Below are 24155 nucleotides of genomic sequence, written 5' to 3' on the forward strand. Positions count from 1 at the left end.
CGCCCCCGGCGACTTACATGTTCTGATAATTCGGCCCCGACCCGCCCTCGGGCGGGACCCAGGTGATGATCTCGTAGGGATCCTTGATGTCGCAGGTCTTGCAGTGCACGCAGTTGGCGGCGTTGATCTGCAGGCGCTTGCCGGCCTCGTCCTCGACGATCTCGTAGACGCTCGCCGGGCAGAAGCGGGTGCAGGGGTTGCCGTACTCCACGCTGCAGCGCTCGATGCAGATGGTGGTGTCGGCCACGTGCAGGTGGACCGGCTGGTCCTCGTCGTGCTCGGTGGCGGCGAAATAGACGCCGGCCAGGCGGTCGCGCGGGGGCAGGTCGCGCTGCACGTAGTCGCGTTTGGGCTCCTCGTATTCGCCGATCTTTTCCAGCGAGCACCAGTCCGGCTTGTTCTTGAGGGTCCAGGGCGAGGCGCCGCGGGTGACCGTCTCCCAGGCGGCGTTGGCCATGCCGAACCACAGGCCCTTCTTGAAGCCGGGCTTGATGTTGCGCACCTGCTTCAGCTCGTCCATCACCGGCGAGGCGCGCAGCGCGGCGTCGAAGCCGGCGGGGTTCAGGCCGTTGGCGGCGAGGTGCTCGGCGGCCAGCATGCCGCTGCGGATCGCCTGGTGGGTGCCCTTGATCTTGGGCACGTTGAGCAGGCCGGCGGTGTCGCCGATCAGGACCGCGCCGGGCATCTCGACCTTCGGCAGCGACTGGTAGCCGCCGGTGACGATGGCGCGCGCGCCGGCGGAAAGAATGGTGCCGCCCTCGAGCAGGGGTTTCACGTGCGGGTGGTTCTTCCACTGCTGGAAGGCCTCCCATGGCTTGTACTCGGGATCGCGGTAGTCCAGGCCGCTGACGTAGCCCAGCGCGATGCGGTCGCCGTCCAGGTGATAGAGGAAGCTGCCGCCGTAGGTGGCGTTGTCGGCCGGCCAGCCGAAGCTGTGCACGATCTTGCCGGGGGTGACGCGGCCGGCAGGCACGTGCCACAGCTCCTTGATGCCGATCGAGTAGCCCTGCGGGTCGCTGTCCTTGTCCAGCGCGAAGCGCTTGATCAGCTGCTTGGTCAGGCTGCCGCGCGCGCCTTCGGCCAGCACGGTGACCTTCGCCTTGATGTCGATGCCCTGGGTGTAACCCGGCTTGTGGGTGCCGTCCTTGGCCACGCCCATGTCGCCGATGCGCACGCCGGCGACCGAGCCGTCGTCGTTATAGATGTTGTCCGCGGCGGCGAAGCCGGGGAACACGTCCACGCCCAGCGCCTCGGCCTGCGGCGCGAGCCAGGCGCACATGGAACCGAGCGACACGATGAAGTTGCCGTGGTTGTTCATGCCCGGCGGTACCGGCAGCTTGCGCCCGCCGGTCTTGGTCAGCAGCCAGAACTCGTCCTCGCCGGCGGGCACGCAGATCGGCGGCGGGTTGTCGCGCCAGCCGGGCAGCAACGCGTCCAGCGGGGCCGGCTCGATCACCGCGCCGGAGAGGATGTGCGCGCCCACGGTCGAGGCCTTCTCGATGACGCAGACGGTCGTTTCCGGCGCGAGCTGCTTGAGGCGGATCGCGAACGACAGGCCGGACGGGCCGGCGCCGACCACGACCACGTCGTATTCCATCGTCTCGCGCTCGCTCATGGCGGACTCCCGTGACTGCATGTGCATTTGGCCAAGAAACACATTGTCCGGGTTCGCGCGCCCGCCGGCAAACCGGGCTCTTCACTTCCGGCTGCTTGCAATCGCTTCGCACCCCGTGGCGATAATCGGTGAATGCATTCCTAAGGACGAGGCATGAACCCGAACGCGCCGATCGCCGACATCGACCTCCGACGCGCCAGCGTGTGCCAGTTGCTGCATTGGCTGGCGCTGGGCCGTGTCCAGCCAGAGGCGCTGGCCGATGCCTACCTGGCGGCGATCGAGCGGATCGACCCCCAGCTCAATGCCTACGTCGACCTGCGTCCCGGGCTGCTGCAGGAGCAGGCGCGCACCGCCGCCCATCGTCGCCGCGACGGCGTGCTCGGCCGGCTGGACGGCATCCCGATCGCGCTGAAGGACAACTTCGACATGGCCGGCTGGCCCACCCGCGCCGGCCTGCCGGGCCGCGACCAGCCGGTGCAGGGCGACGCCCACGTGGTTTCCCGCCTGCGCGCCTCCGGCGCCGTGCTGGTGGGCAAGACCAACATGGACGAGGGCGCGCTGGGCGCCGCCACCGACAACCCGCATGCCGGTCCCACGCACAATCCCTGGCGCCAGGGGTACAGCGCGGGCGGCTCCTCCGGCGGCGCGGCCGCCGCGGTGGCGGCCGGACTGGCGGCGGCGGCGGTGGGTTCGGACAGCCTGGGCTCGATCCGCATCCCTGCCAGCTATTGCGGCGTGTACGCGATCAAGCCCACGCATGGCGAGATCTCCACCCGCGGCATGCTGCCGGCGGCGCGCCGGCTCGATGCGGTCGGGCTGATCGCGCGCAGCGCGAACGACCTCACCGTGCTGCTGCAGGTGCTGGCCGGCTACGACGCGGACGACGCCCGCTCGCGCCGGCGCCGCGTCGCCTTCTCGCCGCCGGACTGGGAGCCGGGCAACCTGCGCACCGGCCTGCTGCCCGACCTGGCCGCCGTGGGCGTGGAGCCGGAGGTGGCCGAGCTGTTCGAGGCGGCGCTGGCCCGGCTGCCGCGCGAGCTGGGCGAGCGGCGTACGGTGGATTTCTCCGACTGGAACTTCGCCCGCACGCGCCGCGCCGGCCTGCTGCTGATGGAGGCGGAGATGCTCGGCACCTTCGCCCCCGACCTCGCCGACGAAGCCCGGCCGGTGTCGCCCGGTTTCCGCGCCATGCTCGGCTACGCCGCGCGCAAGAGCGCAGCCGACTACGCCGTGGCCGATCGCGTGCTCGATGCGGCCACGCTGAAGATGCGTCGCCTGTTCGCGCAGATCGACGTGCTGGTGCTGCCCACCACACCGCAGGCGGCCTTCCCGCTCGGCGGGCCGGCTCCGGATTCGGTGGCCGACCTGACCAGCTTCGCCAGCCTGGCCGGCTGCCCCGCGGTGAGCATCCCGATGGGCACGCTGTCCAACGGTCTCCCGGTCGGCCTGCAGCTGGTGGGGGCACGCGGCTCGGACCTGCGGCTGCTGGAACTGGCCGCGGTCTGCTCGTCGACGCTGGATGCCGAGCCGGCCTATCCGGCGATCCCCTGACGGGCGGGTAGGCGCGGGAGCTCGCGATGCCCTTCGCTTTGGCCGGGCATCAAGCCGGGCCACCGCGGCCAAGCTCGTTCCCACAGATGCCGGAGTCTCTCGAGTGTCGTCCTGGGAAACGATCGCCTTGCCGGATGCCGAGGTCTCGCTGTGCTCCCGGTGGCTGGAACCGGCAGAGGCCGACGCGCTGCTCGACACCCTGCTTGCGACGGTCGCATGGGAAACGCACGTGATCCGGATCTACGGCCGCGAGGTGGCGTCGCCGCGGCGGAGCTGCTGGATCGGCGACCCGGGTGCGAGCTACGTGTACTCGCGTACCCGTTTCGAGCCGCAGCCCTGGCCGGAGGCGCTGGCCGCCCTGCGCCCGCGCCTGGAGCAGGCGTGCGGGACGCCGTTCAACAGTGTGCTGGCGAACCTCTACCGCGATGGTCGCGACGCCATGGGCTGGCACAGCGACGACGAGCCGGAACTGGGGCCATCCCCGGTGATCGCCTCGCTGAGCCTGGGCGCTGAGCGCCGCTTCCTGTTCCGGCGCAAGGCGAAGGGGCAGCCACCCGCGCTGGAGCTGCGCCTGCCGCACGGCAGCCTGCTGCGCATGGCCGGCGCCACCCAGCGGCTCTACCAGCACGCGCTGCCACGCACGGCGCGGGTGCAGGCGCCACGCATCAACCTCACCTTCCGGTGGGTCCGGCCGTCGGCCACGCTTCCCTGACGCCCGCGTAGGAGCGAGCTTGCTCGCGATGCGCTGCCTGGAGCGGGGAGCGGCGCCACCGCGGGCAAGCTCGCCCCTGCCGGTCGGACGGCGGCTTGGATTGCATACGGGCCGCGGTGATAATTCCGGCTTTCCCCAAGATGGCCCGCGCGATGACCGAGAAGACCGTACTCAACGAGACCCACCGCGCGTCGGGCGCACGCATGGTCGACTTCGGCGGCTGGGACATGCCGATCAACTACGGCTCGCAGATCGAGGAGCACCACGCGGTACGCAAGGATGCGGGCATGTTCGACGTCTCGCACATGACGGTCATCGACCTGCACGGACCGCGCACCCGGGAGTTCCTGCGCTACCTGCTGGCCAACAGCGTCGACAAGCTCAAGGTGCAGGGCAAGGCCTTGTACTCGTGCATGCTCAACGAGCAGGGCGGGGTGATCGACGACCTGATCGTGTACTTCTTCGACGAGGCGCACTTTCGGCTGGTGGTCAACGCCGCCACCCGTGCCAAGGACCTGGCCTGGATCGGGCAGCAGGCCAAGCCGTTCGGCGTGGAAGTGAAGGAACGTCCCGACTTCGCCATGATCGCGGTGCAGGGGCCGAACGCGCGTGCCAGGGTGATCGGCCTGCTGCACCATATCGACCGCCCGCGCATCGAGAAGCTGGGGCGCTTCGCCGCCGCTGCCGCGCAGGGCCCGCACGGCATGCCGCTGTTCATCGCCCGCACCGGCTATACCGGCGAGGACGGCTTCGAGATCATGGTGCCGAACGAGCACGCCATCGCCCTGTGGCAGGCGCTGGCCGATGCAGGCGTGCGCCCGTGCGGACTGGGCGCGCGCGATACGCTGCGGCTGGAGGCGGGCATGAACCTCTACGGCCAGGACATGGATGAGACCGTCTCGCCGTGGGAGGCCAATCTGGGGTGGACCATCGCCCTGGACGAGGGCCGCGATTTCATCGGCCGCAAGGCGCTGGAGGCGCAGAAGGCCGCCGGCGTGCCGCGCGTGATGGTCGGCCTGGTGCTGGACGAGAAGGGCGTGCTGCGCCATGGGCAGAAGGTGCTCACCGCCAACGGCGAGGGCGAGATCCTGTCCGGCAGCTTCGCGCCGACGCTGGAGAAGGCGGTCGCCTTCGCGCGCATTCCGGCCGGCGAACCCGGCGACGTGCGGGTGGATATCCGCGGTCGCGAGGTGCCGGTGCGCGTGGTGAAGTACCCCTTCGTGCGCGACGGCAAGGCCCGCGAAGGCATCTGATCCGACGTCATTCGAGTTTCCGACGGAGCGGCTAGAATCGCCGCTCCCATTCCCACCGACGACTGGACCGACCCCATGAGCGAGATTCCCGGCGACCTGAAGTTCCTCAAATCCCACGAGTGGGCCCGCGTCGAAGACAACGGCCTGGTCCGCGTGGGCATCTCCGACCACGCGCAGGGCCAGTTGGGCGACCTGGTCTACGTCGAGCTGCCGGAAGTGGGCGCCAGCGTGCAGGCCGGCAACGGCGTGGCGGTGGTGGAATCGGTCAAGGCCGCTTCCGATATCTACTCGCCCGTGTCCGGCGAGATCGTCGAGGTCAACGAGCTGCTCAACGACAAGCCCGAGACCATCAACGAAGACGCCTTCGGCGAGGGCTGGATCTTCGCGGTGCGCATCTCCGATCGTTCCGAGCTGGACGAGTTGCTCGACGCCGACGCCTACGCAGAACTGATCGAGAACGAGGACCACTGACCGTCCCTCTCCCCGGACGCCGCGACACGGCGCCCGGGCCCCCGGACGGGCGACGGCGCGGATTTTTTTTGCCGCCCGCGCCATCGCCGATCGACCCGTCGGTCGCGTTCCGTTCATCCGTTCGTACCTCGCCTTCCCGTGTTGTCGCGTCCGGGCCGCCGTTCCGGCTGCGGCCGGCCGGCGCGTGCGGTAACGAGTGACGACTCCATGCAAAGCCTTGTGGCACAAGGGCTGGCGAGGATCCATGGTTTTACTTGGCTATTTTCGAAGAGACGTATAGACGTCCAAAAGAAAATCCAGACGGGACCCGGAAAAACCTTGCCCGATGCGGCCTGCGGCCCCGGTCGGGGGCTTTTCTGAGGGGGTCGTCCGGTGGCTAAAATCAATTGACAGTTGAAATCTTCAGGAATAGCTTTCGCTTCAGATAGGGGAACGGGCCACATGGCAGCATCGAAATACATCACGCCTTATGTCGATCACGGCGAGAAGGCCGGCGCGGTGCGCAAGATCACCGTGTCGATTCCGCTGCATGTCCTGCGTCTGCTTTCCGACGAGCGCACGCGCCGTCAGGTCAACAATCTCCGGCACGCCACCAACAGCGATCTGCTGGTGGAGGCGTTCCTGCACGCTTTTACTGGGCAACCACTGCCAACTGATGAGGAGCTGAGACGAACCATGGCCACTGCCAAGAAAACCGCTGCGAAGAAGCCGGCCGCCAAGAAGGCCGTCAAGAAGACCGCTGTGAAGAAGGCTGCCGCGAAGAAGCCGGTCGCCAAGAAGCCGGCTGCCAAGAAGGTCGCCGCCAAGAAGCCGGCCGCCAAGAAGGCTGCCGCCAAGAAGCCGGCCGCCGCCAAGAAGGCTGCCGTCAAGAAGGTCGCCGTGAAGAAGGTTGCCGCCAAGAAGGCGGCCCCGAAGAAGGCCGCTGCGCCGGCCAAGGTGGTGAAGGCCACCAAGACCGCCAAGGTCGCCAAGAAGAAGTAAGCCGCACAAGACCAACAAGCTGTATCGACATTTCTCTCCCTGCGGTGCCCAGCGCAGGGAGGGTACTTCGAAGAGCGATTCGTCCCGGCCCTGCCGGGACGCTTCGTTTTCAGGGGCCGGATTCGTCGGCCTCACCATTTGCCGCAACGCCCCATTGGGGGTAAGTTGTGCGCACTCGCGCCGTGTACGTCCAGGGGGACGGACGCTCCTACAGGGGGAAAAAGCGCGGTATCTCATGCCAACCGGTGAACGTCCATGGATACCCGTTCCAGTTCCAGGCGCGCGCATGCGCGCGGGGCCATCCGGCCCATCACACTCGCGGTACTGATCATCATCGGTCTGCTGGCCGCCGCCTCGTGGTTCCTCATCATCCAGCCGCACCAGGAACTGGTGATGCAGGACGCGGGCGGGCATCCGTCCACGCCGGTGTCCACCGACCAGGTGGCCGTGGCCCCGCCGGCCAACGTCGAGGCGATGGACGTGAACCAGCTGCTGGCCGAGGCCCGCAGGGCGATGAACGAGCACCGGGTGCTCGCTCCGGCGGGCAACAACGCCTTCGAGTTCTACCTCAAGGCGCTGGAGAAGCAGCCAGGCAATCCGGTCGCCACCGATGCGTTGCGCGAGACCTTCCCGTTCGCCGCCACCGGCGCCGAGCAGGCGATCAATGCACGCGACTTCAACGAGGCGCAGCGTGAGATCGAACTGCTGGCCAAGGCCGACCCCGCCAATTACACGCTGACCATCCTGCGGTCCAAGCTCGACGCCCAGCGCAAACTGCTGGACAAGGAACAGCAGCAGGCGCTCGAACAGCAGCGGCAGCAGCTGGCCGCCGAGAAGGCGGCCGCCGAGAAGGCGGCGGCCGAGAAGCTCGCCCAGCAGCAGGCCGCCCCGCAGTCCGCTGCGCAGCCGGCAGCGAAGACGGCCGCCTCCGAGAGCAAGAGCGAGGTCGCTGCCACGTCCGCGCCGGCGGCGGCCCCGGTCCTGACCGAGCCGGTGCTGATCAAGGCGGTGCAGCCGCGCTATCCGACCCTGGCGCGACGCTCCAACCAGGAGGGCTGGGTGATCGTGAGCTACAACATCGATACCGAGGGCAACGTCAACAACGTGAGGGTCGTGGACGCGCAGCCGCGCCACCTGTTCGACCGCGAGGCGACCGATGCGGTCGAGCGCTGGAAGTTCAAGCCGGCCACCCGCAACGGCGTTCCCGTGGAGGCCAGCCGTCAGCAGCGGATCGTGTTCAAGCTCAACCAGTGACCGAGCCTTCGGGCCCGAACAAAAAAAGGCGGCGCTCGTGCGCCGCCTTTCTTTTGTGCGATAGCGGTGGGCCGGTGCGCTAGCCCCGCCGGCGGTGCCGGACGGGCTTGCGGTGCGGCCGGGGTGCGGCGGGCTTGGGCGTGCTCTCCAGGCCGGCCCAATCCACGTGCGGCAGGCCGAGCAGGCTGTCGAACACCATCGGCATCAGCCCCGACGGCGCCGGCACGCCCGAGTTCCACATCGTCACGACGCCCGCGTGGTACTTGGGGAAGAAGCCGATCATCGTGCGGTAACCCTCCACCGCGCCCGCGTGGTAGATCAGCGTCTCGCCGCCGTAGGTGAAGACGCGCCAGCCCAGCGCGTAGTGCGCGCTGGTCAGGCGGCCGCTGCGCCAGGGGGAGGAGTGCAGCTCCACCGGCGTGGGCACGCCCGGCGTGTGCAGTACCGCCAGGGACGCGGGGGAGAGTACGTCCGGGCGTCCGCCCATCTGCGCGATCAGCCATTTCTCCATGTCGTGCAGGCTGGCGTTGACGCCAGCCGCAGGCGCGACGCGGTAATAGTTCTCCTTCGGCTCGAACGGGACCCAGCCGCGCCGGGTGCGCCGGTGCGGGCGTGCCCAGCTCTTGCTCGATTCGAGTCCGGCCCGGCCGTAGCTCGCCGTGGTCATGCCCAGCGGCAGGAAGATCCGCTTGTCGACCAGCTTGTAGAAGAAGCTGCCGGTCATGGCGTAGACCACGTCGCCGATCAGGCTGAAGGCGACGTTCTGGTAGCCGTAGCACTTGCCCACGCCGCAGGTCATGTCCACCTGGTCGAGCTTGCGCACCAGCTCTTCGTAGGGGACGTCGTCCTCGAGCATGTTGTCGTAGGTGTTGCGCGGCAGGCCCAGGCGCTGGCCGAGGATGTCGGCAACCGTGGCGCGCTGCGTGTCCGGCACGTTCTTGAGCTTGAAGAACGGCAGCACGTTCACCAGCCGGGTGTCCCAGGCGAGCTTGCCGTCCTGCACCAGGATCGCGGTGAGGCCGGTGGCGAACGCCTTGGACAGCGAGGCCAGGCGGAACACCGTGTCCGGCGTGACCGGCTCCTTGGCCTGCGCGTCCGCGTAGCCGATGGTGCCCTCGAACACCACTTTGTCGTCGACCACGACCGCGGTGGCCAGGCCGGCGACCGCGTCGCGCTGTTCGAGCTTGGCCAGCCACTGCCGGTACGCCTGCAGGGTGGCCTTCACGCGTTCGGCGGGCAGCGTGGCGGACTCGGCAGTGGCGGAGGCCGGCCTGGCGGAAGCAGGCGCGCCGTGGGCGACGGCGGGAAGGCTGACGGCGCCGAGCAGGCCGGCGATCAGCAGAGGAAGCGTACGGAGCTGCATGCCTGGAGAGGATCCGGCGGTAAGGCCATGGTCGTGAAAGGGAAGGGCATCGGCCGGGCGGCGCGAACCTGATCTGCCGATTGTCGTGCAGTTGAGCCGGGTCCACAACGGATGCGTTCGCCAAACGTGCACCCGGTTCAGCGAGGCAGACAGGCGCCAGTCTGCCGGCGATGCCCCATGCTAGGCTTTTCGCCCCACCCGAGGCTGGAACGCCGTGAGCCTGCGCCACAACGCCCGCGCCGACCAAGGCGCCGCGCTGCCCCTCGCCACGCTGGCCTTCTTCTTCGTGATGGCCGGGTACTACATCATCCGCCCGGTCCGCGACCAGCTCGGCGGCGCGCTCGGCTCGCAGTCACTGCCGCTGTTCTACACGATCGTGTTTCTGGCGATGATGCTGCTGACGCCGGTGTTCGGCTGGCTGGTGGCGCGCTTTCCCCGCCGGCGGCTGCTCGGCTGGAGCTACAGCTTCTTCATCCTCTGCCTGCTCGCCTTCGTGCCGGCCTTCCTGGCGCAGGAGCGGATCGGCGCGCGCACGCTGGGCACCGTGTTCTACGTGTGGGTCAGCATCTTCAACCTGTTCGTGGTGTCGCTGTTCTGGAGCTTCATGGCGGACATCTTCGCCAGCCAGCAGGCGCGGCGGGTGTTCCCGCTCATTGCGCTGGGCGGCATGGCGGGGGCGATCTTCGGCCCGTTGCTGACCAAGGTGCTGGTGCGATTGCTGGGTGTCGCGCCGTTGCTGGCGGTCTCCGCGGCGACGCTGGGGCTGGCGCTGCTGCTGCTGTTGCGGCTCTCCGCGCAGGACGAGCGCGGCGCCGCCGGCCAGGGCGCGCAGCCCATCGGTGGCGGACTCTGGGCGGGCGTGCGTGAGCTGTGGTCGCGCCCCTTCCTGCGCTACATGGCGCTGCTGATGCTGTTCGGCGACGGCATCGGCACGCTGGCCTACGCGCTGATGGCGGACTACGCCAAGGCACACTTCGCCGACAAGGTCACCCGCACGGCGTTCTACAACGACCTGGACCTGGCCGCGAACCTGCTGGGCGCGCTGTTGCAGCTGAGCCTGACCCCGTGGGTGCTGGTCCGCCTCGGGGCCGGCTGGGGGCTGGTGTTGCCGGCGCTGGTCAACATCGGCTTGCTGCTGGCGGTCGCCGCCTTCGGAGCCGGCGACGTGCACGTCCTCGGCCTGGCCGTGCCCTTGCTGGCCGTGATGATGGCGACCACCCGCGGCTTCGCCTACGGCATGACCAAGCCGGCGGTGGACGCGCTGTACACCCGCGTGCCGCGCGAGACGCGCTACAAGGGCAAGAACTTCGTCGAGACCGCCGTCTGGCGTTTCGGCGACGTGCTGGTGACCAGCGGCGTGAGCCTGCTGACGGCCGTCGGCGTGGGCGTGGGGGGACTCGGCCTGATCGGCGCCGGGGTGGCCACGGCGTCGGCGTGGGTGGCGCGCCGGGCCGGCCGGGCGCCGGACCTGGCGAAGGACTGACCGGCCACCGACTCAGCTGGTGATGTAGCGCTGCAGCTGCTCGATCTGCTCGGCCTGGGCGTCGATCACCGCCTTGACCAGGTCGCCGATGGAGATCACCCCGACCACCCGCGAGTCCTCTACCACCGGCAGGTGGCGCACGCGGCGCTCGGTGCACAGGCGCATGCAGTCGAACACGTCGGTGTCGGGCGCGATGGTCAGCGGCTCGCCGCTCATGATCTCCGCCACCGCCGTCTGCGCCGACGACCGCCCCTGCAGGATCACCTTGCGTGCGTAGTCGCGCTCGGAGACGATCCCCACCAGCTGGTCGCCCTTCATCACCACGAGCGCGCCGATGCGGCGCTCGGCCATGCGCCGGATCGCTTCCAGTACCGGCGCGTCGGGCGCGATGGCGTAGACCTCGCTGCCCTTGCTTTGCAGAAGATGCCTTACCTGACGCATGTCGGGCTCCCCTCGTCGGCCGGCGCGGCCGCTGCGACGAGTCTAGCCCCGGGCCGTCGCCACGGTGTGTAGGCCGCAGCGCCGCGGAACCCCTACCCGCGGGGCGAAAGGTCGCCGTGGCGGCGCTCTTCCTCGACGAAATACAGCGGCCGCTGCTTGGTCTCGGCGTAGCTGCGGCCCAGGTACTCGCCGATCACGCCCAGCGCCAGCAATTGCACGCCGCCGAGGAACAGGATCACCAGCATCAGCGTCGGATAGCCGCGCACCGGGTCGCCCCAGATCAGCGCCTTGGTCAGTACCCACAGGCCGTAGACGAAGGCCAGCAGGGACGAACCCAGGCCGACCCAGGTGGCCAGCCGCAGCGGCGCGGTGGAGAACGAGGTGATGCCTTCGATGGCGAACTGGATCAGCCGCCAGTAGTTCCACTTGGTTCGGCCCGCCTGCCGCGGCTCGCGCTGGTAGTGCACGGCGGTCTGGCGGTAGCCGATCCAGGCGAACAGGCCCTTCATGAAGCGCTGCCGCTCGCGCAGGCGCGCCAGCGCGTCCAGCGCGCGGCGCGAGAGCAGGCGGAAGTCGCCGGTGTCGCGCGGCAGCGGGGTGTCCGACAGGCGTTCCATGGTGCGGTAGAAGCCGGCGGCGGTCAGGCGCTTGAGGCGGGTCTCGCCGGCACGCGCGCTGCGCGTGGCGTAGACCACGTCGTGGCCGGCCTGCCACTTGGCGACCAGTTCCGGGATCAGTTCGGGCGGGTCCTGCAGGTCGGCGTCGATCACCACGGCCGCGCCTTCGGTCACGTGATCGAGCCCGGCGGTGAGCGCGGCCTCCTTGCCGAAGTTGCGCGAGAGCTTGAGCGCGTGCACGCGCGGATCGTGCGCGACCAGCGCCTCGAGACCGGCCCAGGTGCCGTCGGTGCTGCCGTCGTCGACGTAGAGCACCGCAGTGTCCAGCGGCAGTGCATCGAGCACGGCCGAGAGGCGTCGGTGGAAGGCCTCCAGCACGGCGGCTTCGTTGTAGGCCGGCACGACGACGGTCAGTTGCGGCATGGTTCCCCCTGGATGGCGTTCAATGGCCGTGGCGGGCCGGTGGCGGGCGGCTGCCGTCGAGGTAGCCGGGGCCGCCCAGTTGCTGCATCTGTTGCATGATCCATTGCGCGCGACGCTGCACGTAGGCGCTCGGCCGATCGACGTGCAGGCGGCGCGGGCTGGGCAGCACGGCGGCCAGGCGCGCCGCCTGTGCCGGACCCAGCCGCGCGGGCGGCACGTGGAAGTACGCCTCGCTCGCCGCGCCTACGCCGTAGATGCCGTCGCCCAGCTCGGCGATGTTCATGTACACCTCGAGGATCCGCCGCTTCGGCCAGGTCAGTTCGATCAGCACGGTGAACCAGGCCTCCAGCCCCTTGCGGACGAAGCTGCGACCGTTCCACAGGAACAGGTTCTTGGCCGTCTGCTGGCTGATCGTGCTGGCGCCGCGCAGGCGCCGGCCCTCGTCGGCCTCGTCCAGCGCGTCCTGGATGGAATCGAAGTCGAAACCGTGGTGGTACGGGAATTTCTGGTCCTCGCCGGCGACCATCGCCAGCGGCACGTAGGGCGAGACCTGCGACCAGGGCACCCAGTGCTGGCGCAGCCGGAAATCCCGCTCGCCGTGCACCAGCGCCTCCAGCCGGCGCTCCATCATCACCGCCGAGGTCCACGGCGGCACGAACCGCAATACCAGCACCACCAGCCAGGAAAGCGCCAGCCACGAAAGCACCAGCAGCGCGAGCAGTCGCAGCAGGCGTCGGAGGGTGGAGCGCGCGGGTGGCATCGTGCGGAAGGCGGGCCTGGCAGGAAAGCGGCCGCAGTATAAGCGGCCGGGCCCCGGCCATTGTGCCGGCGCGGCGGCGCCCCCATCTGCATGCTTTCGCTTCCGCCAGGGTGATCGTTCGTGGAAACCGTGCTTGTCGAAGACGTGCTGCACCGCTTCGTACTGGAACGCGCCGGCGTGCGTGGCGTACTGGTGCGCCTGGGTGCCGCCTGGCGTGAGGTGGCCGCGCGTGCCGCCTATCCGGTGCCGCTGCGCGAACTGCTCGGCGAGAGCCTGGTCGCCAGCGCACTGCTGACCGGCAACATCAAGCTGGAAGGCGCGCTGTCGATCGAGCTCAAGAGCGGCGGCCCGCTGCGTCTGCTGTTCGTCGAATGCAGCGACCAGGGCCGACTGCGTGGACTCGCCCGCTGGCAGGACCCGCTGCCCGACCCGCTGGACCTGTCCGCCCTGCCGGGCGCGATCATGGCGATCACCATCGGCCATGCCGAACGTGGACAGCGTTACCAGGGCCTGGTCGAACTGGGCCAGCCGGACCTGGCCGGTGCGCTGGAAAACTACTTCCGCCTGTCCGAGCAGTTGCCGGCGCGGCTGCTGCTGGCCGCCGACGCCGAACATGCGGTCGGCCTGATGCTGCAGAAACTGCCGGGCGAAGGTGGCCACGGCGCGGTGGAGGACGAGGACGCCTGGAACCGCGTGCTGCACCTGACCGGCACGCTGGGCCGCGAGGAGATGCTCAGCGCCTCGCCGGAGCAACTGCTGTACCGGCTCTACCACGAGGAGACCGTGCGCCTGTTCGAACCGCGCCCGCTGGCATTCGGCTGCAGCTGCACCCGCGAGCGGGTCGAATCGATGCTGCGCTCGCTGGGCCGCGAGGAGGTCGAGGCGGCGCTGGCCGCCCGCGAGGGCGAAATCGAGGTGATCTGCGAGTTCTGCGCGCAGCGCTACACCTTCGACCGCATCGATGCGGAGATGCTGCTGAGCGGCGGGGTCAGTTCGGACACCTCGACCACGGCGCAGTAGCCCGGGCAGGGTGTCGGCTGCTCTTCCGCTCCTGCGCCGCGGAGGGGATGCCCGTTTGGTGCCCGCACACGCAGGCGCTCCCCGGAGAGACGGGCGGGCGGGAAGGGCTACCGCGACAGACCTAGGCCACCGCGGGCGTCGGGTCGGCCGGGAGCCAGGCCTCGATCGGCTTGGGCCGCGCGAACAGGAAGCCCTGGCCGTAGCGGCAACCCACGCGCAGCAGCGCCTGGCGCTGGTATTCCTCTTCGATGCCTTCGGCGATCACCTGCATGTGCAGCGAGTCGGCCAGCACCTGGATCGCGCGCACCACCGCCAGGCCCTGACTCTCGCCCTGGCGCGGCAGCTCGGTGATGAAGGAACGGTCGATCTTCAGCGTCTCGAACGGGTACTGGTGCAGGTAGCTCAGCGAGGAGTAGCCGGTGCCGAAGTCGTCCAGCGCCACGGTCACGCCACGGCCGCGCAGGTGCTCCAGCATCCGCTTGACCTGCGCCGGGTTGTCCAGCAACGCCCGCTCGGTCACCTCGATGCGCACCTGCCGCGGCGACATGCCGTGGTGGGCGAGCAGGGCGAGCAGGCGCGTATCCAGGTCCGGCAGCCGGAAGTGGCGGCCGGACACGTTGATGCTGATGAAGCCCGTGCTGCCGAGCAGTTGCGGCGCCTGCGCGCAGACCTGCTCGAAGATCTGCCAGTCGATGCTCTCGGCGCAGCCGGCTTCCTCGGCGATCACCAGGAACTCGCCCGGCGCGAGCAGGCCGCGGTCCGGGTGATGCCAGCGCAGCAGCGCCTCGTAGCCGACGATGCGGCCGTCGTCCAGTGCCACGATCGGCTGGTAGAACGGCACGAATTCGTTGCGCGCGAGGCCGCGGCGCAGGTCGCTTTCCATCTCCAGCAGCGACAGTGCCTCGCGCCGCAGGCGGTCGTCGAACAGCGCGGCGCGGTGGCGGCCCTCGTCCTTGGCCCGGTACATCGCCGCGTCGGCGTCGCGCAGCAGTTCCTCGGGCTTCTGGTAGTGCGGGCCGGGCAGGGCCACGCCGATCGAGGCGGAGGTGAAGATCTCCTTGGCGCCCAGCCGGAACGGCACCTGCAGCTCGCCGATCACACGCTCGGCGATCAGCAGCGCGGTGCCCGGATCGGCGATGCCGTCCAGCAACACGGCGAACTCGTCGCCGCCCAGGCGCGCGACCACGTCGCGCGTCTTCAGGCAGGCGCGGATGCGCCCGCCGACCTGGAACAGCAGGTCGTCGCCGACCAGGTGGCCGACCGAATCGTTGATGACCTTGAAGCGGTCCAGGTCGATGAACAGCACGGCGAAGCCGTCCTGCGGATCGGCACGGTAGCGCTCCAGCGACTGTTCCAGGCGCTGCAGCAGCAGTGTGCGGTTGGGCAGGCCGGTCAGCGAGTCGTGCAGGGTCTCGTACTTGAGCCGCCGTTCGACCCGCTCGCGCTCGGCGATCTGCTCGCGCAGGTCGCGGTTGGCCAGGGCCAGCGCGCGGGTGCGCTCGGTGACCCGGCGCTCCAGCCCGGCATAGGCCTGCTTCAGCGACTCGGCCGTGTGCTTGCGCTGCAGCGCGTTGGCGATGTGGTAGCTGACGAAGGTCAGCAACTCCTGGTCGCGCTCGTTGTAGGTATGCTCCTGGGTGTAGCTCTGTACCGCCAGCACGCCCATCACCTTCTCGCCCAGCAGCAGCGGCACGCCCAGCCAGCACAGCGAGTGCGCCCCCTGGCGCTGGATCTCGCCGGCCGCGGCCAGCCGTTCGAGCTCCTGCGGGTCGGCCAGCAGCGGCTTGCCGTGGCGCAGCACGTACTCGGTGGCGCCACGGCCGTGCACGCGCGGCGTGCGCACGTTGTCGACCTCGTCCACGGAGTAGGGGAAGGTGAGCTGACCGGTCTCCTCGTCGACCAGCGCGATGTAGAAGTTCCGCGCGTAGAGCAGGCCGCCGATGACCCGGTGCACGGCCGCGTAGAAAGTGTCCAGCCCGTCGGAGGTGTTCGCCAGCTCCGCGATGCGGAACAACGCCGCCTGCAGGCGCTCGCCGCGCTGGCGCTGCAGCACCTGCTGGCGCAGCACGCGGTTGGCTTCGCGCAGGGCCGCCGTGCGGTCGGCGACGCGGCGCTCCAGCTCGGCCTGGGCCTGGCGCTTTTCCAGCGCGGCCTGCACGTGCTGGGCGACGTAGCAGAGCAGCTCGCGGTCCTGCGTGGTGTACTGGGTATCGGCGCGGTAGCTTTGCACCACGATGCCGCCGACCACCTTGCCCTCGCGCAGCAGCGGCACGCCCAGCCAGTGCTCGCAGTCCGGGCCGATCAGCACCAGCCGGTGCGACACCGTGCGGCTGAGTTCCTCCATCGAGCCCATCATCGGGCGCCCGCCCTTGAGCAGGTTCCAGGTCAGGCTGTGCTCGAGTTCGGCCAGCGGGAAGCTGCGATCGGGCGAAGGCGGGTCGCGATCGGCGGCGTCGGCGTAGTACGGGAAGCGCACGCTGTCGGTGGCCTCCTCGTACAGCACGACGTAGAAGTTCTCCGCGTACATGAGGCTGCCGACGATGGCGTGCAGCGAGCGCATCATCTCGGCGAGGTTGCGTTCCGTACCGGCCTGCTCGGCGATGGCAAAGAGCGCGCGCTGCAGGCGCTCGGCCAGGGCCAGGCGCGAAATCGCCTCGTACAGGCGCGCCGTTTCGGCCTGCTGACGCAGGCGGGTGCCGGCGAGGCGGCCGAACCAGGCGAGCCGCTCGCGCAGCGGCTCGGACAGCGGCACTTCCGGCTCCAGCACCAGCACGCGCGAAGCTTGCGGATCCTCGGCCAGTTCCAGCCGGCCGGGCAGGGCCGGCTCGCCGCCCAGCGGACGCCAGCCCAGCCGGGCGCGCACGTGCCAGTCCGACAGCAGCGTCTCGCAGACTGCCGCGACGCTGGCCGCATCCGGCGCCCCGAACAGCCGCTCCACGGCCCGATGCAGCGCTTCCCGGTTGGCCGGTGGCGGCATGGGCTCGCGAGTGGGCGGAGCGGGATTCATCGCAGGCGTGGAGGGTTCGTGACGGCCGTAGGGGCGACTATATCGTGCGGCGAGGGCTTTGTCGGACCCGGACCGACCTGTTTTTCATCCGCCGTGGAACCCGGCTCTGGCGTGATGGTCCATGTACGCAAGATATGTGCCTCGGTTCACCGTTCGGATACCAGGTACGGTACCGGGGGTGTTAGATAAAAGTAAAAGGGGTATACTGGTTCCAACCCTCGGCCACGCCTGGCCGTGACCTTTCGAGTGCCCGATTCGCCATGCGCCGCCTGTTGCCCCTGCTGATCCTGCTGACGCCGTTCGCCGCGGCAGGGCAGGTGCTGGGCGGCGATTCGCAGCTGGCGCAGCAGCTGCTGCGGCAACCCCCGGACCGGATCGTCGACATGGGCCAGGGCGTGGCGGTGCCGCTGTGGCGTGGCGCCGATGGCCGCATGCTGGCGCTCAAGGCCGACGAACAGACGACCACGCTGGCCCAGCGCGCCGATGCGCCGCTGTCGTTCCATGCGGTCGACGCCGGCAGTGTGATGTCGGCGGACCTGCAGTACGGGCTCGATCCGCACCTGCAGATCCACGCCGGCGTCAGCGAGCACAACTGGGTATCGCGCGGACCGCGCGTGGTCGGCAGCGAGATCGGTGCCACCTACAATCTCGGCCGCTACAGCGTGGGCCTGAGCGTAGGCGCCGACAGCACGCCCGACCAGCGCCTGCCGCGTGTCCTGCCGGGCGCCACGCCGGGTGTGAACGGCCTGCCCGATTTCGACAGCAGCGCCCAGCTCAGCGCCCGTGGCCGCGTGGCCGTCGGTGGCCAGAGCGGTATCGACCTGGGTGCCAGCGTGGGCCGCATCCGCCTGTTGCCGGGCAATGTGCTGGGCATCAATACGCTGGACCAGAAGGCGCTGAGCTTCGGCGTCGACCACGGTCCGCTGAGCGGATCCATCGTGGGCCGCACCATGCAGCCGGCGCTGCCGGGCGGCTACTACGGCGACAAGCGCTGGAGCAGCATCGACCTGGGCGTCACCGTGCGCCTGCCGTGGCAGGGCGAGCTGAGCATCGGTGCCCAGAACCTGTGGTCGTCCGGCTCTTCGGTGCCGACCCCGGCCGGCCCCGAGCCCGACCAGTCGCGCACGCCATACGTGCAGTACCACCAGGACCTGTAAGGTTTCCCGCTTCGGGACGAAAGGCCGTCGCATGCGACGGCCTTTTTCCTTGGGCCCGGCCGCCCGGTTGTGGGATACCGGCCGCGGGGCGAAGGAAGCATCGGGCGCCGGCTCGGGCCCGGCGCGTCGGGAGGATGCTCGCGCGAAGCGGGCAGCGGCGAAGGTGACCAAGGATTCCTCGGCTTCGGGACCGGCACGTAGCGGCGGTCACCTTGCGTCCCCGGCGAGGCTTGCAGACGGCGAGGGCCGGGCGTTGCTGGCCGCCCGGCCCTCGCGGACGATCCGGCGGACGTGTCAGTCCTTCCTGCGGATGCGCAGGTCGCCGCTGAAGGTCTCCACGTGGATGCGGCCCTGGCTGCCGCCCACCTCGGCGTTGAGTTCGCTGCCGGGGCCGTGCTCGTGTTCGGTGACCTGGCCGAAGTCGCTGCGCAGGTCGCCGCTGAAGCTGCTGGCGTGAATCGAGGCGGAAAGATCGGCCGGCACCTGAATCTGTACGTCGCCGCTCATGCTGTCGATCTCCATGCTGCCGTTCCTGGCCGGCCCGCCGCCGATCTGCACGTCGCCGGAAACCGTGCTCAGGTTGAATTTCTGCCACGGCCCGCCATCCGCCTGTATGCGCCCGGATACCGTCTGCAGCTCGGCGTTGGAGCCGAGCGCGGGCGCGAGGATGTCACCGCTCACCGTCTGCAGGTCGGCCCGTTCCGCGCGACCGGCCTGTTCGACCGTGCCGCTCACGCTCTCGACCGAGAGATCGGGCGTGCGCGCGTTGACCCGTACCCGTCCGCTCACCGTGTTGATCGAGATCCCGCCGCCGTCCATGCCGTCGATGCCCAGCGGCGCGCTAACCACGCTCACGTCGAGCGTGGCGCGCCGGGGCACGCGCAGGTCGAGCGTGGTCGGCCCCATCGCGTTGTCGCCGCCCCAGTTGAACCAGTTGCCCGAGCGGTTGCCCTGCGGCTTGACCTTGATCTCCAGGTCGCCGTTGTCACCCTCGATGGCGAGCGGGGCCGCGCCGTCGCCGAGCGTGCCGGTGACCTGCACCTCGTTGCGGTCCCACGCGGTGATGGTGACCTGGCCCTTCACGTTGCTCACGCTGATGCGTGCGTCGGCGGCGGCAGGGTGGTGCAGGTTGATCGGTGTATCGGCCAGCGCCTGGCCGATACACAGGCTGAGCAGCAGCGGGAGGTAGCGTGCGGTTTTCATGGATGACTCCTGCAAAGGGCTTTAACCGGCCTGCTGATCGAGCTGGCGCAGTCGCATCTGTTGCTGCCGGGTGCGCGAGAGCAGTCGCTGCAGCGCCGGCGAATGGGGGGCCTGCTCCAGCGCCTGCCGGATCTCCAGGCGGGCGGCGTCCAGTTCGATCGCCGCGCCGGCCAGGCGCGGGTCGTCCGGCTTCCACGGTGCGCGGCTGGACGCGACGGTGGTGCCCGGCGGCTCGACCAGCTGGTCCTGGCGCAGGGACAGGCCCACGGCGAGCAGGCTCAGGCCGGCGAAGCTCGCGGCCAGCAACCAGCCCGGGCGGGAATGGGCGCGGGTTGCCGGGGCGGCCGGCTCCAGCGCGGCGTCGATGCGCGCCCACAGGTCGTGGGGCGGCGCGACCGGCGCGCGCAGTTCGCGCAGCTGGCGACGCCATTCGAATTCGTTCATGAGCGTTCTCCGGGTTCGAGCATCCGGCGCAGCAGCGCACGTGCGCGGTGCAGCTGCGCCTTCGACGTACCGACGGCCATGTCCAGCCCGCTGGCGATCTCCTCGTGGCGCCAGCCTTCCACGTCGTGCAGCACCAGCACCGCCCGCGCCCGCGGCGGCAGCTTGGCGATGGCACGTTCCAGCTCCTCGCGCTCGGCCGCGCAGAACGGCACTTCGCCGGGGTCCGGCAGCTCGTCCTCGCCGACGAACCCCACCGGCTGGGCGCCGCGCGAGCGGATGTCCATCAACGCCACGTTCACCGCCAGCCGGTACAGCCAGGTGCCGAAGGCGCTCTCGTGGCGGAAGTCGCCCAGCTTCTGCCAGGCGCGCACGAAGGCGTCCTGGGTGAGGTCCTCGGCGCGTGCGTGGTCGTAGCCGGCCAGCCGGTACACCGCGCCGTACACGCGATCGACGTGCTGGCGATACAGCCGCTGGAATGCCTGGCGGTCGCCGCCCGCCGCGGCGCGAACGTCATCGGCGTCGGTCGACCACGCAACGGTCGGTGGCGGCATCGGGCTTCCAGTGGCGAGGCAGGCGGTATCCATCTTGCCAGCTTGGATGCGCGAAGGAGGCGGAACGTTTAGAGCGTCGACCGCGTCCGCTTCGCCGCCACGGCTGCCGGGAGTCGTGCGGAGCGCAGGCGGGGCGCCGCGCCCCAGGCACACGGCCGCGACGCCCGCCGCCGGCCCTCCTGCGCAAGCGCGGGCGGACAGGCGCAAGAGGTCCGGGGCGAAGCGAGCGTGCGATGCCGGAAATCCCTCTCCCGGCGGGAGAGGGGCTCGATGCGCTCAGGCCGTCGCGGCGCGCGGGGCGGTGTCGGCGGCCAAGGCGCGGGCGACGCGCTGCTGTTCCTTGCGCAGGCGCTCGGGCAGGCGCGGGGCGAAGCTTTCCAGGTACTCGCCGATGGCCTCCAGCTCGGCCTGCCAGCCGGCAGTGTCGATGCCCAGCAGCTCGGCGATCCCGTCGCGTGACAGGCCGAGGCCGTCGAGTCGCAGTTCCCCCTCGGCCGGCACGATGCCGACCGGCGTCTCCACGCCGCGGGCGCGGCCTTCGACGCGGTCGATCATCCATTCCAGCACGCGCAGGTTGTCGCCGAAGCCCGGCCACAGGAACTTGCCATCCTTGCCCTTGCGGAACCAGTTGACGTGGAAGATCCGCGGCAGCTTCGCACCGGGCCGGTCGAACGAGAGCCAGTGCGCGAAGTAGTCGCCGTAGTGGTAGCCGCAGAAGGGCTTCATCGCCATCGAATCGCGGCGCAGCACGCCGACCGCGCCGGTGGCGGCGGCGGTCGTTTCCGAACCCATCGCGGCCCCCATCAGCACGCCGTGCGCCCAGTCGCGCGCTTCCATCACCAGCGGCAGCAACGAAGGCCGGCGGCCGCCGAAGACGATCGCGCTGATCGGCACGCCCTGCGCGTCCTCGGCCTTTTCCGACCAGGTCGGACACTGCTTCGCGCTCACCGTGAACCGGGAGTTCGGGTGCGCCGCCGGGCCATTGGCCGGGTCGAACGGACGGCCCTGCCAGTCGACCACCGGCATGCCGGGCAGGCCCTCCCACCAGGGCTGGTTGTCGGCGGTGAGCGCCACGTTGGTGAAGATGGTGTCGCGCGAGATCGACTTCAGCGCATTCGAATTGGTCGCCGTGCTGGTGCCGGGCGCCACGCCGAAGAAGCCGGCCTCCGGGTTGATCGCGTACAGGCGGCCGTCCTCGCCCGGGCGCATCCAGCAGATATCGTCACCCACGGTCCACACCTTCCAGCCGTCCTGCCGGTAGCCCTCCGGCGGAATCAGCATGGCCAGGTTGGTCTTGCCGCAGGCCGAGGGGAAGGCGGCCGCGACGTAGTGCGTCTCGCCCCTGGGGTTCTCGATGCCCACGATCAGCATGTGCTCGGCCAGCCAGCCCTCGTCGCGGGCCTGGTTGGAGGCGATGCGCAGCGCGTGGCATTTCTTGCCCAGCAGCGCGTTGCCGCCGTAGCCGGAGCCGTAGGACTTGATCGTGCGCTCCTCGGGGAAGTGCATGATGAAACGGCGCTCGGGATCGAGCTCGCCGGTGGAGTGCAGGCCCTTGACGAAGTCGCCCTCGCGCTCGATGCGTTCCAGCGCGGCCTTGCCCATGCGCGTCATGATGCGCATGTTGGCCACCACGTAGGGGCTGTCGGTGATCTCCACGCCGCAGCGCGAGAGCGGCGAGTCGATCGGGCCCATGCAGTAGGGGATCACGTACATGGTGCGCCCTTCCATGCAGCCGTCGAACAGCGCATCGATCTTGGCGTGCGCCTCGGCCGGATCCATCCAGTGGTTGTTCGGGCCGGCGTCCTCGCGGTTGCGGTGGCAGACGAAGGTCAGGTGCTCCACCCGCGCCACGTCGGAGGGGTGCGAGCGGTGCAGGTAGCAGCCCGGGTGCGTTTCCTGGTTGAGCTCGATCAGGGTGCCGTCGGCCAGCATCTCCTTGACCAGCTGCTGGTACTCGGCCTCCGAGCCGTCGCACCAGTGGATCTTCGCCGGCCGCGTGCGCGCCGCCACCTCGTTCACCCAGCGCTCGAGCGCTTCCAGCTTGCTGGCCATGATGTCCTCTTCAAGGTCTTAGGAAAAAAGGGTGTCGGAACGCTAGTTTGCGTGCACTGGTATTGCAAGGTTGAGTGCAGCAAAAGGCCGCGCGCAGGCGCGCGCGACCCCGCCCCCGGAGAGCGTTATCAGGCCGGAATCAATGTGGTGATCATGTGTTCCACGTAGGCGTCGAAGTCCTCGTGGCTGATCCGCGGCAGGCCCAGCGTGAAGTTGAGCTGCAGGAAGCCGACATAGGCGGCGTAGGTCAGCCGCGCCCGGTTGAGCGCCTCGGTGGACGGCAAGCCGGCCTCGCGGAAGGCGGTGGCGAGGAACTCGGTGCGCCGCTGCGAGACGCGCGCCATCACCGGCACCACCAAGGGATGGTCGAGCGCCTTGAGCAGGGCGGCGTAGACGCGGTGCGGCTGCACCTCGTGCGCGACCCGGCGGAACAGTTCGGGCAGGCGCGCGCGGGGGTCGGGGATGGCCTCGATCTGCGCGATGACCTCGCGCTCGCCGTACTGCTCCCAGCGCTCCAGGGCCGCCTGCAGCAGTGCCTCGCGGGTGCGGAAGTGCCAGTAGAAGCTGCCTTTGGTCACGCCGAGCCGGCGCGCCAGCGCCTCCACCGCGAGGGCGCCCACGCCCTGCTCGGCGATCAGGACCAGCGCGGCGTCCTCCCAGTTCTCGGCGGACAGGCGCGTGCGTTCGGACTTGCTGCTGGCATTCATCGGTGCATGGTAGCGCCTATGGCAGGGCAGGCGACAGGCACGGGCGGAGCGCGCGAGGCGGAAAACCCCGTGCACGGCTTCGGTCCCCGGGCTCGGGCCGCCTGCCTCGCGGGCCTGGGCGGCGCCTCGCACGATGCCGGCGAGCGCGGCACAAACGGGGCGGCCGGTTGACGGCACTTCGGCGGCAACTCCATACTCGTGAGTATGGAACAGCCTCGAACCCGTCTCCTCCCCGGCCACGATGGCCTGCCGCTGGCCGTCGACGCGCGCGGCGAAGGGGCGCCGACGCTGCTGTTCGCGCACGGCTTCGGGCAGACCCGCCAAGCCTGGGACGGTGCCACCCGCGCCCTGGCCGCCATGGGTTGCCGTTGCGTCAGCTTCGACTGCCGCGGCCATGGCGAAAGCGGCCGTGCGGCGGAGGGCGACTACCGCATCGAGCAGTTCGCCGGCGACCTGCTCGCCGTGGCGCAGGCGCAGCCCGAACCGCCCGTGCTGGTCGGTGCCTCGATGGGCGGCCTGCTGGGCCTGGCCCTGGCCGGCGAGACGCGCCCGGCACCGTTCCGTGCGCTGGTTCTCGTGGACATCACGCCGCGCTGGGAGGCGGCCGGCGTGGAGCGCATCCTGGCCTTCATGCAGGCCCACCCTGACGGCTTCGCCGATTACCGGGAAGCGGCGGAGCACATCGCCGCCTACCTGCCGCAGCGGCGCGAGCGCAAGCGCGAGGAGCAGTTGCGCCCGCTGCTGCGCGAGGGCGCCGACGGGCGGCTGCGTTGGCATTGGGACCCGGCGCTGCTGGGCAGCATGGCGCGCGAGAGCGAGCGTCACCAGCCGCGCCTGCTCGCCGCGGCCGCGCGCGTGGAGATGCCGGTGCTGCTGCTTTCGGGCGAGCGCAGCGACGTGGTCTCGCGCGAGACGGTGGCCGAGTTCCTGAAGCTGGTGCCGCACGCCCGCCACGTCGAAGTGCCCGGCGCCACCCACATGCTGGCCGGCGACGCGAACGATGCCTTTACGGGGCAGATCGTCGCCTTCCTCGAAGATCTTCCCGGCGGTGCCTTGCGCCGGCCGGCCTTTCCGCAAGAGGTGCAATGAC

21 protein-coding genes are annotated in these 24155 nt (G+C 69.9%); 10 read left to right on the forward strand and 11 right to left on the reverse strand.

The genetic code is table 11. The features are described from left to right. Window positions 1-13: 13 nt before the first annotated feature. Complete coding sequence (locus WAT24_RS12245; RefSeq protein ID WP_336808168.1) at window positions 14-1615, reverse strand: electron transfer flavoprotein-ubiquinone oxidoreductase; 1602 nt, start codon at window positions 1613-1615, stop codon at window positions 14-16. A gap of 153 nt (window positions 1616-1768) precedes the next feature. Between WAT24_RS12245 and WAT24_RS12250 the strand changes: the two genes are divergently transcribed. From WAT24_RS12250 to WAT24_RS12275, 6 genes are all read left to right on the forward strand, one after another. Beyond that, a complete protein-coding gene (locus WAT24_RS12250) occupies window positions 1769-3166 on the forward strand; it encodes an amidase (protein WP_336808169.1) in 1398 nt (465 codons plus the stop codon). Window positions 3167-3269: 103 nt separating this feature from the next. Next, window positions 3270-3878 (forward strand): alpha-ketoglutarate-dependent dioxygenase AlkB family protein, encoded by a 609-nt coding sequence (locus WAT24_RS12255; protein ID WP_336808170.1) that lies wholly within the window; start codon window positions 3270-3272, stop codon window positions 3876-3878. A 152-nt stretch (window positions 3879-4030) separates the two neighbouring features. Next, entirely contained in the window at window positions 4031-5131 is a 1101-nt protein-coding gene (gene gcvT / locus WAT24_RS12260) for a glycine cleavage system aminomethyltransferase GcvT (RefSeq protein WP_336808171.1), read from the forward strand. 75 nt (window positions 5132-5206) lie between these two features. After that, complete coding sequence (gene gcvH, locus WAT24_RS12265; RefSeq protein ID WP_336808172.1) at window positions 5207-5602, forward strand: glycine cleavage system protein GcvH; 396 nt, start codon at window positions 5207-5209, stop codon at window positions 5600-5602. Window positions 5603-6043: 441 nt separating this feature from the next. After that, window positions 6044-6583 (forward strand): met regulon transcriptional regulator MetJ, encoded by a 540-nt coding sequence (gene metJ / locus WAT24_RS12270; RefSeq protein WP_336808173.1) that lies wholly within the window; start codon window positions 6044-6046, stop codon window positions 6581-6583. Between the two features lie 255 nt (window positions 6584-6838). Then, a complete protein-coding gene (locus WAT24_RS12275; protein ID WP_336808174.1) occupies window positions 6839-7837 on the forward strand; it encodes an energy transducer TonB in 999 nt (332 codons plus the stop codon). 79 nt (window positions 7838-7916) lie between these two features. On the opposite strand, the gene WAT24_RS12280 is transcribed toward WAT24_RS12275, so the two are convergent. Continuing rightward, window positions 7917-9200, reverse strand: coding sequence for a serine hydrolase domain-containing protein (locus tag WAT24_RS12280; protein ID WP_336808175.1), 1284 nt, complete (start codon window positions 9198-9200; stop codon window positions 7917-7919). A 214-nt stretch (window positions 9201-9414) separates the two neighbouring features. Between WAT24_RS12280 and WAT24_RS12285 the strand changes: the two genes are divergently transcribed. Beyond that, window positions 9415-10683 (forward strand): NTP/NDP exchange transporter, encoded by a 1269-nt coding sequence (locus WAT24_RS12285; protein ID WP_336808176.1) that lies wholly within the window; start codon window positions 9415-9417, stop codon window positions 10681-10683. 12 nt (window positions 10684-10695) lie between these two features. Here the strand turns inward: WAT24_RS12285 and WAT24_RS12290 are convergent, their stop codons facing one another. The 3 genes from WAT24_RS12290 to mtgA all read right to left on the reverse strand — a co-directional run bounded on the left by WAT24_RS12290 (window position 10696) and on the right by mtgA (window position 12924). Next, entirely contained in the window at window positions 10696-11124 is a 429-nt protein-coding gene (locus WAT24_RS12290; protein WP_336808177.1) for a CBS domain-containing protein, read from the reverse strand. Window positions 11125-11216: 92 nt separating this feature from the next. Next, a complete protein-coding gene (locus tag WAT24_RS12295; protein WP_336808178.1) occupies window positions 11217-12164 on the reverse strand; it encodes a glycosyltransferase family 2 protein in 948 nt (315 codons plus the stop codon). Window positions 12165-12183: 19 nt separating this feature from the next. Further along, the gene (mtgA, locus tag WAT24_RS12300; RefSeq protein WP_336808179.1) at window positions 12184-12924 is read right to left on the reverse strand and encodes a monofunctional biosynthetic peptidoglycan transglycosylase; all 741 of its coding nucleotides are present in this window, start codon (window positions 12922-12924) and stop codon (window positions 12184-12186) included. A gap of 120 nt (window positions 12925-13044) precedes the next feature. On the opposite strand from mtgA, the gene hslO reads away from it, so the two are divergent. After that, window positions 13045-13944 (forward strand): Hsp33 family molecular chaperone HslO, encoded by a 900-nt coding sequence (hslO, locus tag WAT24_RS12305; RefSeq protein WP_336808180.1) that lies wholly within the window; start codon window positions 13045-13047, stop codon window positions 13942-13944. Between the two features lie 121 nt (window positions 13945-14065). Here the strand turns inward: hslO and WAT24_RS12310 are convergent, their stop codons facing one another. After that, window positions 14066-16951 carry a bifunctional diguanylate cyclase/phosphodiesterase gene (locus WAT24_RS12310; protein WP_336808181.1) on the reverse strand — a complete coding sequence of 962 codons (2886 nt, stop codon included), beginning with the start codon at window positions 16949-16951 and terminating at the stop codon, window positions 14066-14068. A gap of 260 nt (window positions 16952-17211) precedes the next feature. On the opposite strand from WAT24_RS12310, the gene WAT24_RS12315 reads away from it, so the two are divergent. Then, the gene (locus WAT24_RS12315; RefSeq protein ID WP_336808182.1) at window positions 17212-18108 is read left to right on the forward strand and encodes a hypothetical protein; all 897 of its coding nucleotides are present in this window, start codon (window positions 17212-17214) and stop codon (window positions 18106-18108) included. A gap of 294 nt (window positions 18109-18402) precedes the next feature. Here WAT24_RS12315 and WAT24_RS12320 read toward each other — a convergent pair whose 3' ends face one another. The 5 genes from WAT24_RS12320 to WAT24_RS12340 form a co-directional block, all read right to left on the reverse strand. Then, window positions 18403-19311 (reverse strand): DUF4097 family beta strand repeat-containing protein, encoded by a 909-nt coding sequence (locus WAT24_RS12320; protein ID WP_336808183.1) that lies wholly within the window; start codon window positions 19309-19311, stop codon window positions 18403-18405. A 21-nt stretch (window positions 19312-19332) separates the two neighbouring features. Then, window positions 19333-19755 carry a hypothetical protein gene (locus WAT24_RS12325; RefSeq protein ID WP_336808184.1) on the reverse strand — a complete coding sequence of 141 codons (423 nt, stop codon included), beginning with the start codon at window positions 19753-19755 and terminating at the stop codon, window positions 19333-19335. Then, window positions 19752-20306 (reverse strand): RNA polymerase sigma factor, encoded by a 555-nt coding sequence (locus WAT24_RS12330; RefSeq protein ID WP_336808185.1) that lies wholly within the window; start codon window positions 20304-20306, stop codon window positions 19752-19754. The genes WAT24_RS12325 and WAT24_RS12330 overlap by 4 nt, the downstream gene beginning before the upstream one ends. Window positions 20307-20582: 276 nt before the next feature. After that, window positions 20583-22358: a phosphoenolpyruvate carboxykinase (GTP) gene (locus tag WAT24_RS12335; RefSeq protein ID WP_336808186.1), complete on the reverse strand. Its 1776-nt coding sequence runs from the start codon at window positions 22356-22358 to the stop codon at window positions 20583-20585. Window positions 22359-22486: 128 nt separating this feature from the next. After that, window positions 22487-23065 (reverse strand): TetR/AcrR family transcriptional regulator, encoded by a 579-nt coding sequence (locus tag WAT24_RS12340; RefSeq protein WP_336808187.1) that lies wholly within the window; start codon window positions 23063-23065, stop codon window positions 22487-22489. Window positions 23066-23269: 204 nt separating this feature from the next. On the opposite strand from WAT24_RS12340, the gene WAT24_RS12345 reads away from it, so the two are divergent. Next, window positions 23270-24154 carry an alpha/beta fold hydrolase gene (locus WAT24_RS12345; RefSeq protein WP_336808189.1) on the forward strand — a complete coding sequence of 295 codons (885 nt, stop codon included), beginning with the start codon at window positions 23270-23272 and terminating at the stop codon, window positions 24152-24154. Window position 24155 lies beyond the last annotated feature (1 nt).

It is taken from the genome of Fulvimonas yonginensis (genome assembly GCF_037137055.1).
Taxonomy (GTDB): domain Bacteria; phylum Pseudomonadota; class Gammaproteobacteria; order Xanthomonadales; family Rhodanobacteraceae; genus Frateuria_A; species Frateuria_A yonginensis.

What these genes read in the sequence shown, in the direction of transcription:
- WAT24_RS12335 (WP_336808186.1), bottom strand. Translation starts at nt 22,358, where the DNA reads ATGGCCAGCAAGCTGGAAGCGCTCGAGCGCTGGGTGAACGAGGTGGCG.
- metJ (WP_336808173.1), top strand. Translation starts at nt 6,044, where the DNA reads ATGGCAGCATCGAAATACATCACGCCTTATGTCGATCACGGCGAGAAG.
- gcvH (WP_336808172.1), top strand. Translation starts at nt 5,207, where the DNA reads ATGAGCGAGATTCCCGGCGACCTGAAGTTCCTCAAATCCCACGAGTGG.
- WAT24_RS12295 (WP_336808178.1), bottom strand. Translation starts at nt 12,164, where the DNA reads ATGCCGCAACTGACCGTCGTCGTGCCGGCCTACAACGAAGCCGCCGTG.
- WAT24_RS12315 (WP_336808182.1), top strand. Translation starts at nt 17,212, where the DNA reads ATGCGCCGCCTGTTGCCCCTGCTGATCCTGCTGACGCCGTTCGCCGCG.
- WAT24_RS12330 (WP_336808185.1), bottom strand. Translation starts at nt 20,306, where the DNA reads ATGCCGCCACCGACCGTTGCGTGGTCGACCGACGCCGATGACGTTCGC.
- WAT24_RS12325 (WP_336808184.1), bottom strand. Translation starts at nt 19,755, where the DNA reads ATGAACGAATTCGAATGGCGTCGCCAGCTGCGCGAACTGCGCGCGCCG.
- WAT24_RS12340 (WP_336808187.1), bottom strand. Translation starts at nt 23,065, where the DNA reads ATGAATGCCAGCAGCAAGTCCGAACGCACGCGCCTGTCCGCCGAGAAC.
- WAT24_RS12290 (WP_336808177.1), bottom strand. Translation starts at nt 11,124, where the DNA reads ATGCGTCAGGTAAGGCATCTTCTGCAAAGCAAGGGCAGCGAGGTCTAC.
- WAT24_RS12320 (WP_336808183.1), bottom strand. Translation starts at nt 19,311, where the DNA reads ATGAAAACCGCACGCTACCTCCCGCTGCTGCTCAGCCTGTGTATCGGC.
- WAT24_RS12275 (WP_336808174.1), top strand. Translation starts at nt 6,839, where the DNA reads ATGGATACCCGTTCCAGTTCCAGGCGCGCGCATGCGCGCGGGGCCATC.
- WAT24_RS12345 (WP_336808189.1), top strand. Translation starts at nt 23,270, where the DNA reads ATGGAACAGCCTCGAACCCGTCTCCTCCCCGGCCACGATGGCCTGCCG.
- mtgA (WP_336808179.1), bottom strand. Translation starts at nt 12,924, where the DNA reads ATGCCACCCGCGCGCTCCACCCTCCGACGCCTGCTGCGACTGCTCGCG.
- WAT24_RS12250 (WP_336808169.1), top strand. Translation starts at nt 1,769, where the DNA reads ATGAACCCGAACGCGCCGATCGCCGACATCGACCTCCGACGCGCCAGC.
- WAT24_RS12280 (WP_336808175.1), bottom strand. Translation starts at nt 9,200, where the DNA reads ATGCAGCTCCGTACGCTTCCTCTGCTGATCGCCGGCCTGCTCGGCGCC.
- WAT24_RS12310 (WP_336808181.1), bottom strand. Translation starts at nt 16,951, where the DNA reads ATGAATCCCGCTCCGCCCACTCGCGAGCCCATGCCGCCACCGGCCAAC.
- gcvT (WP_336808171.1), top strand. Translation starts at nt 4,031, where the DNA reads ATGACCGAGAAGACCGTACTCAACGAGACCCACCGCGCGTCGGGCGCA.
- WAT24_RS12245 (WP_336808168.1), bottom strand. Translation starts at nt 1,615, where the DNA reads ATGAGCGAGCGCGAGACGATGGAATACGACGTGGTCGTGGTCGGCGCC.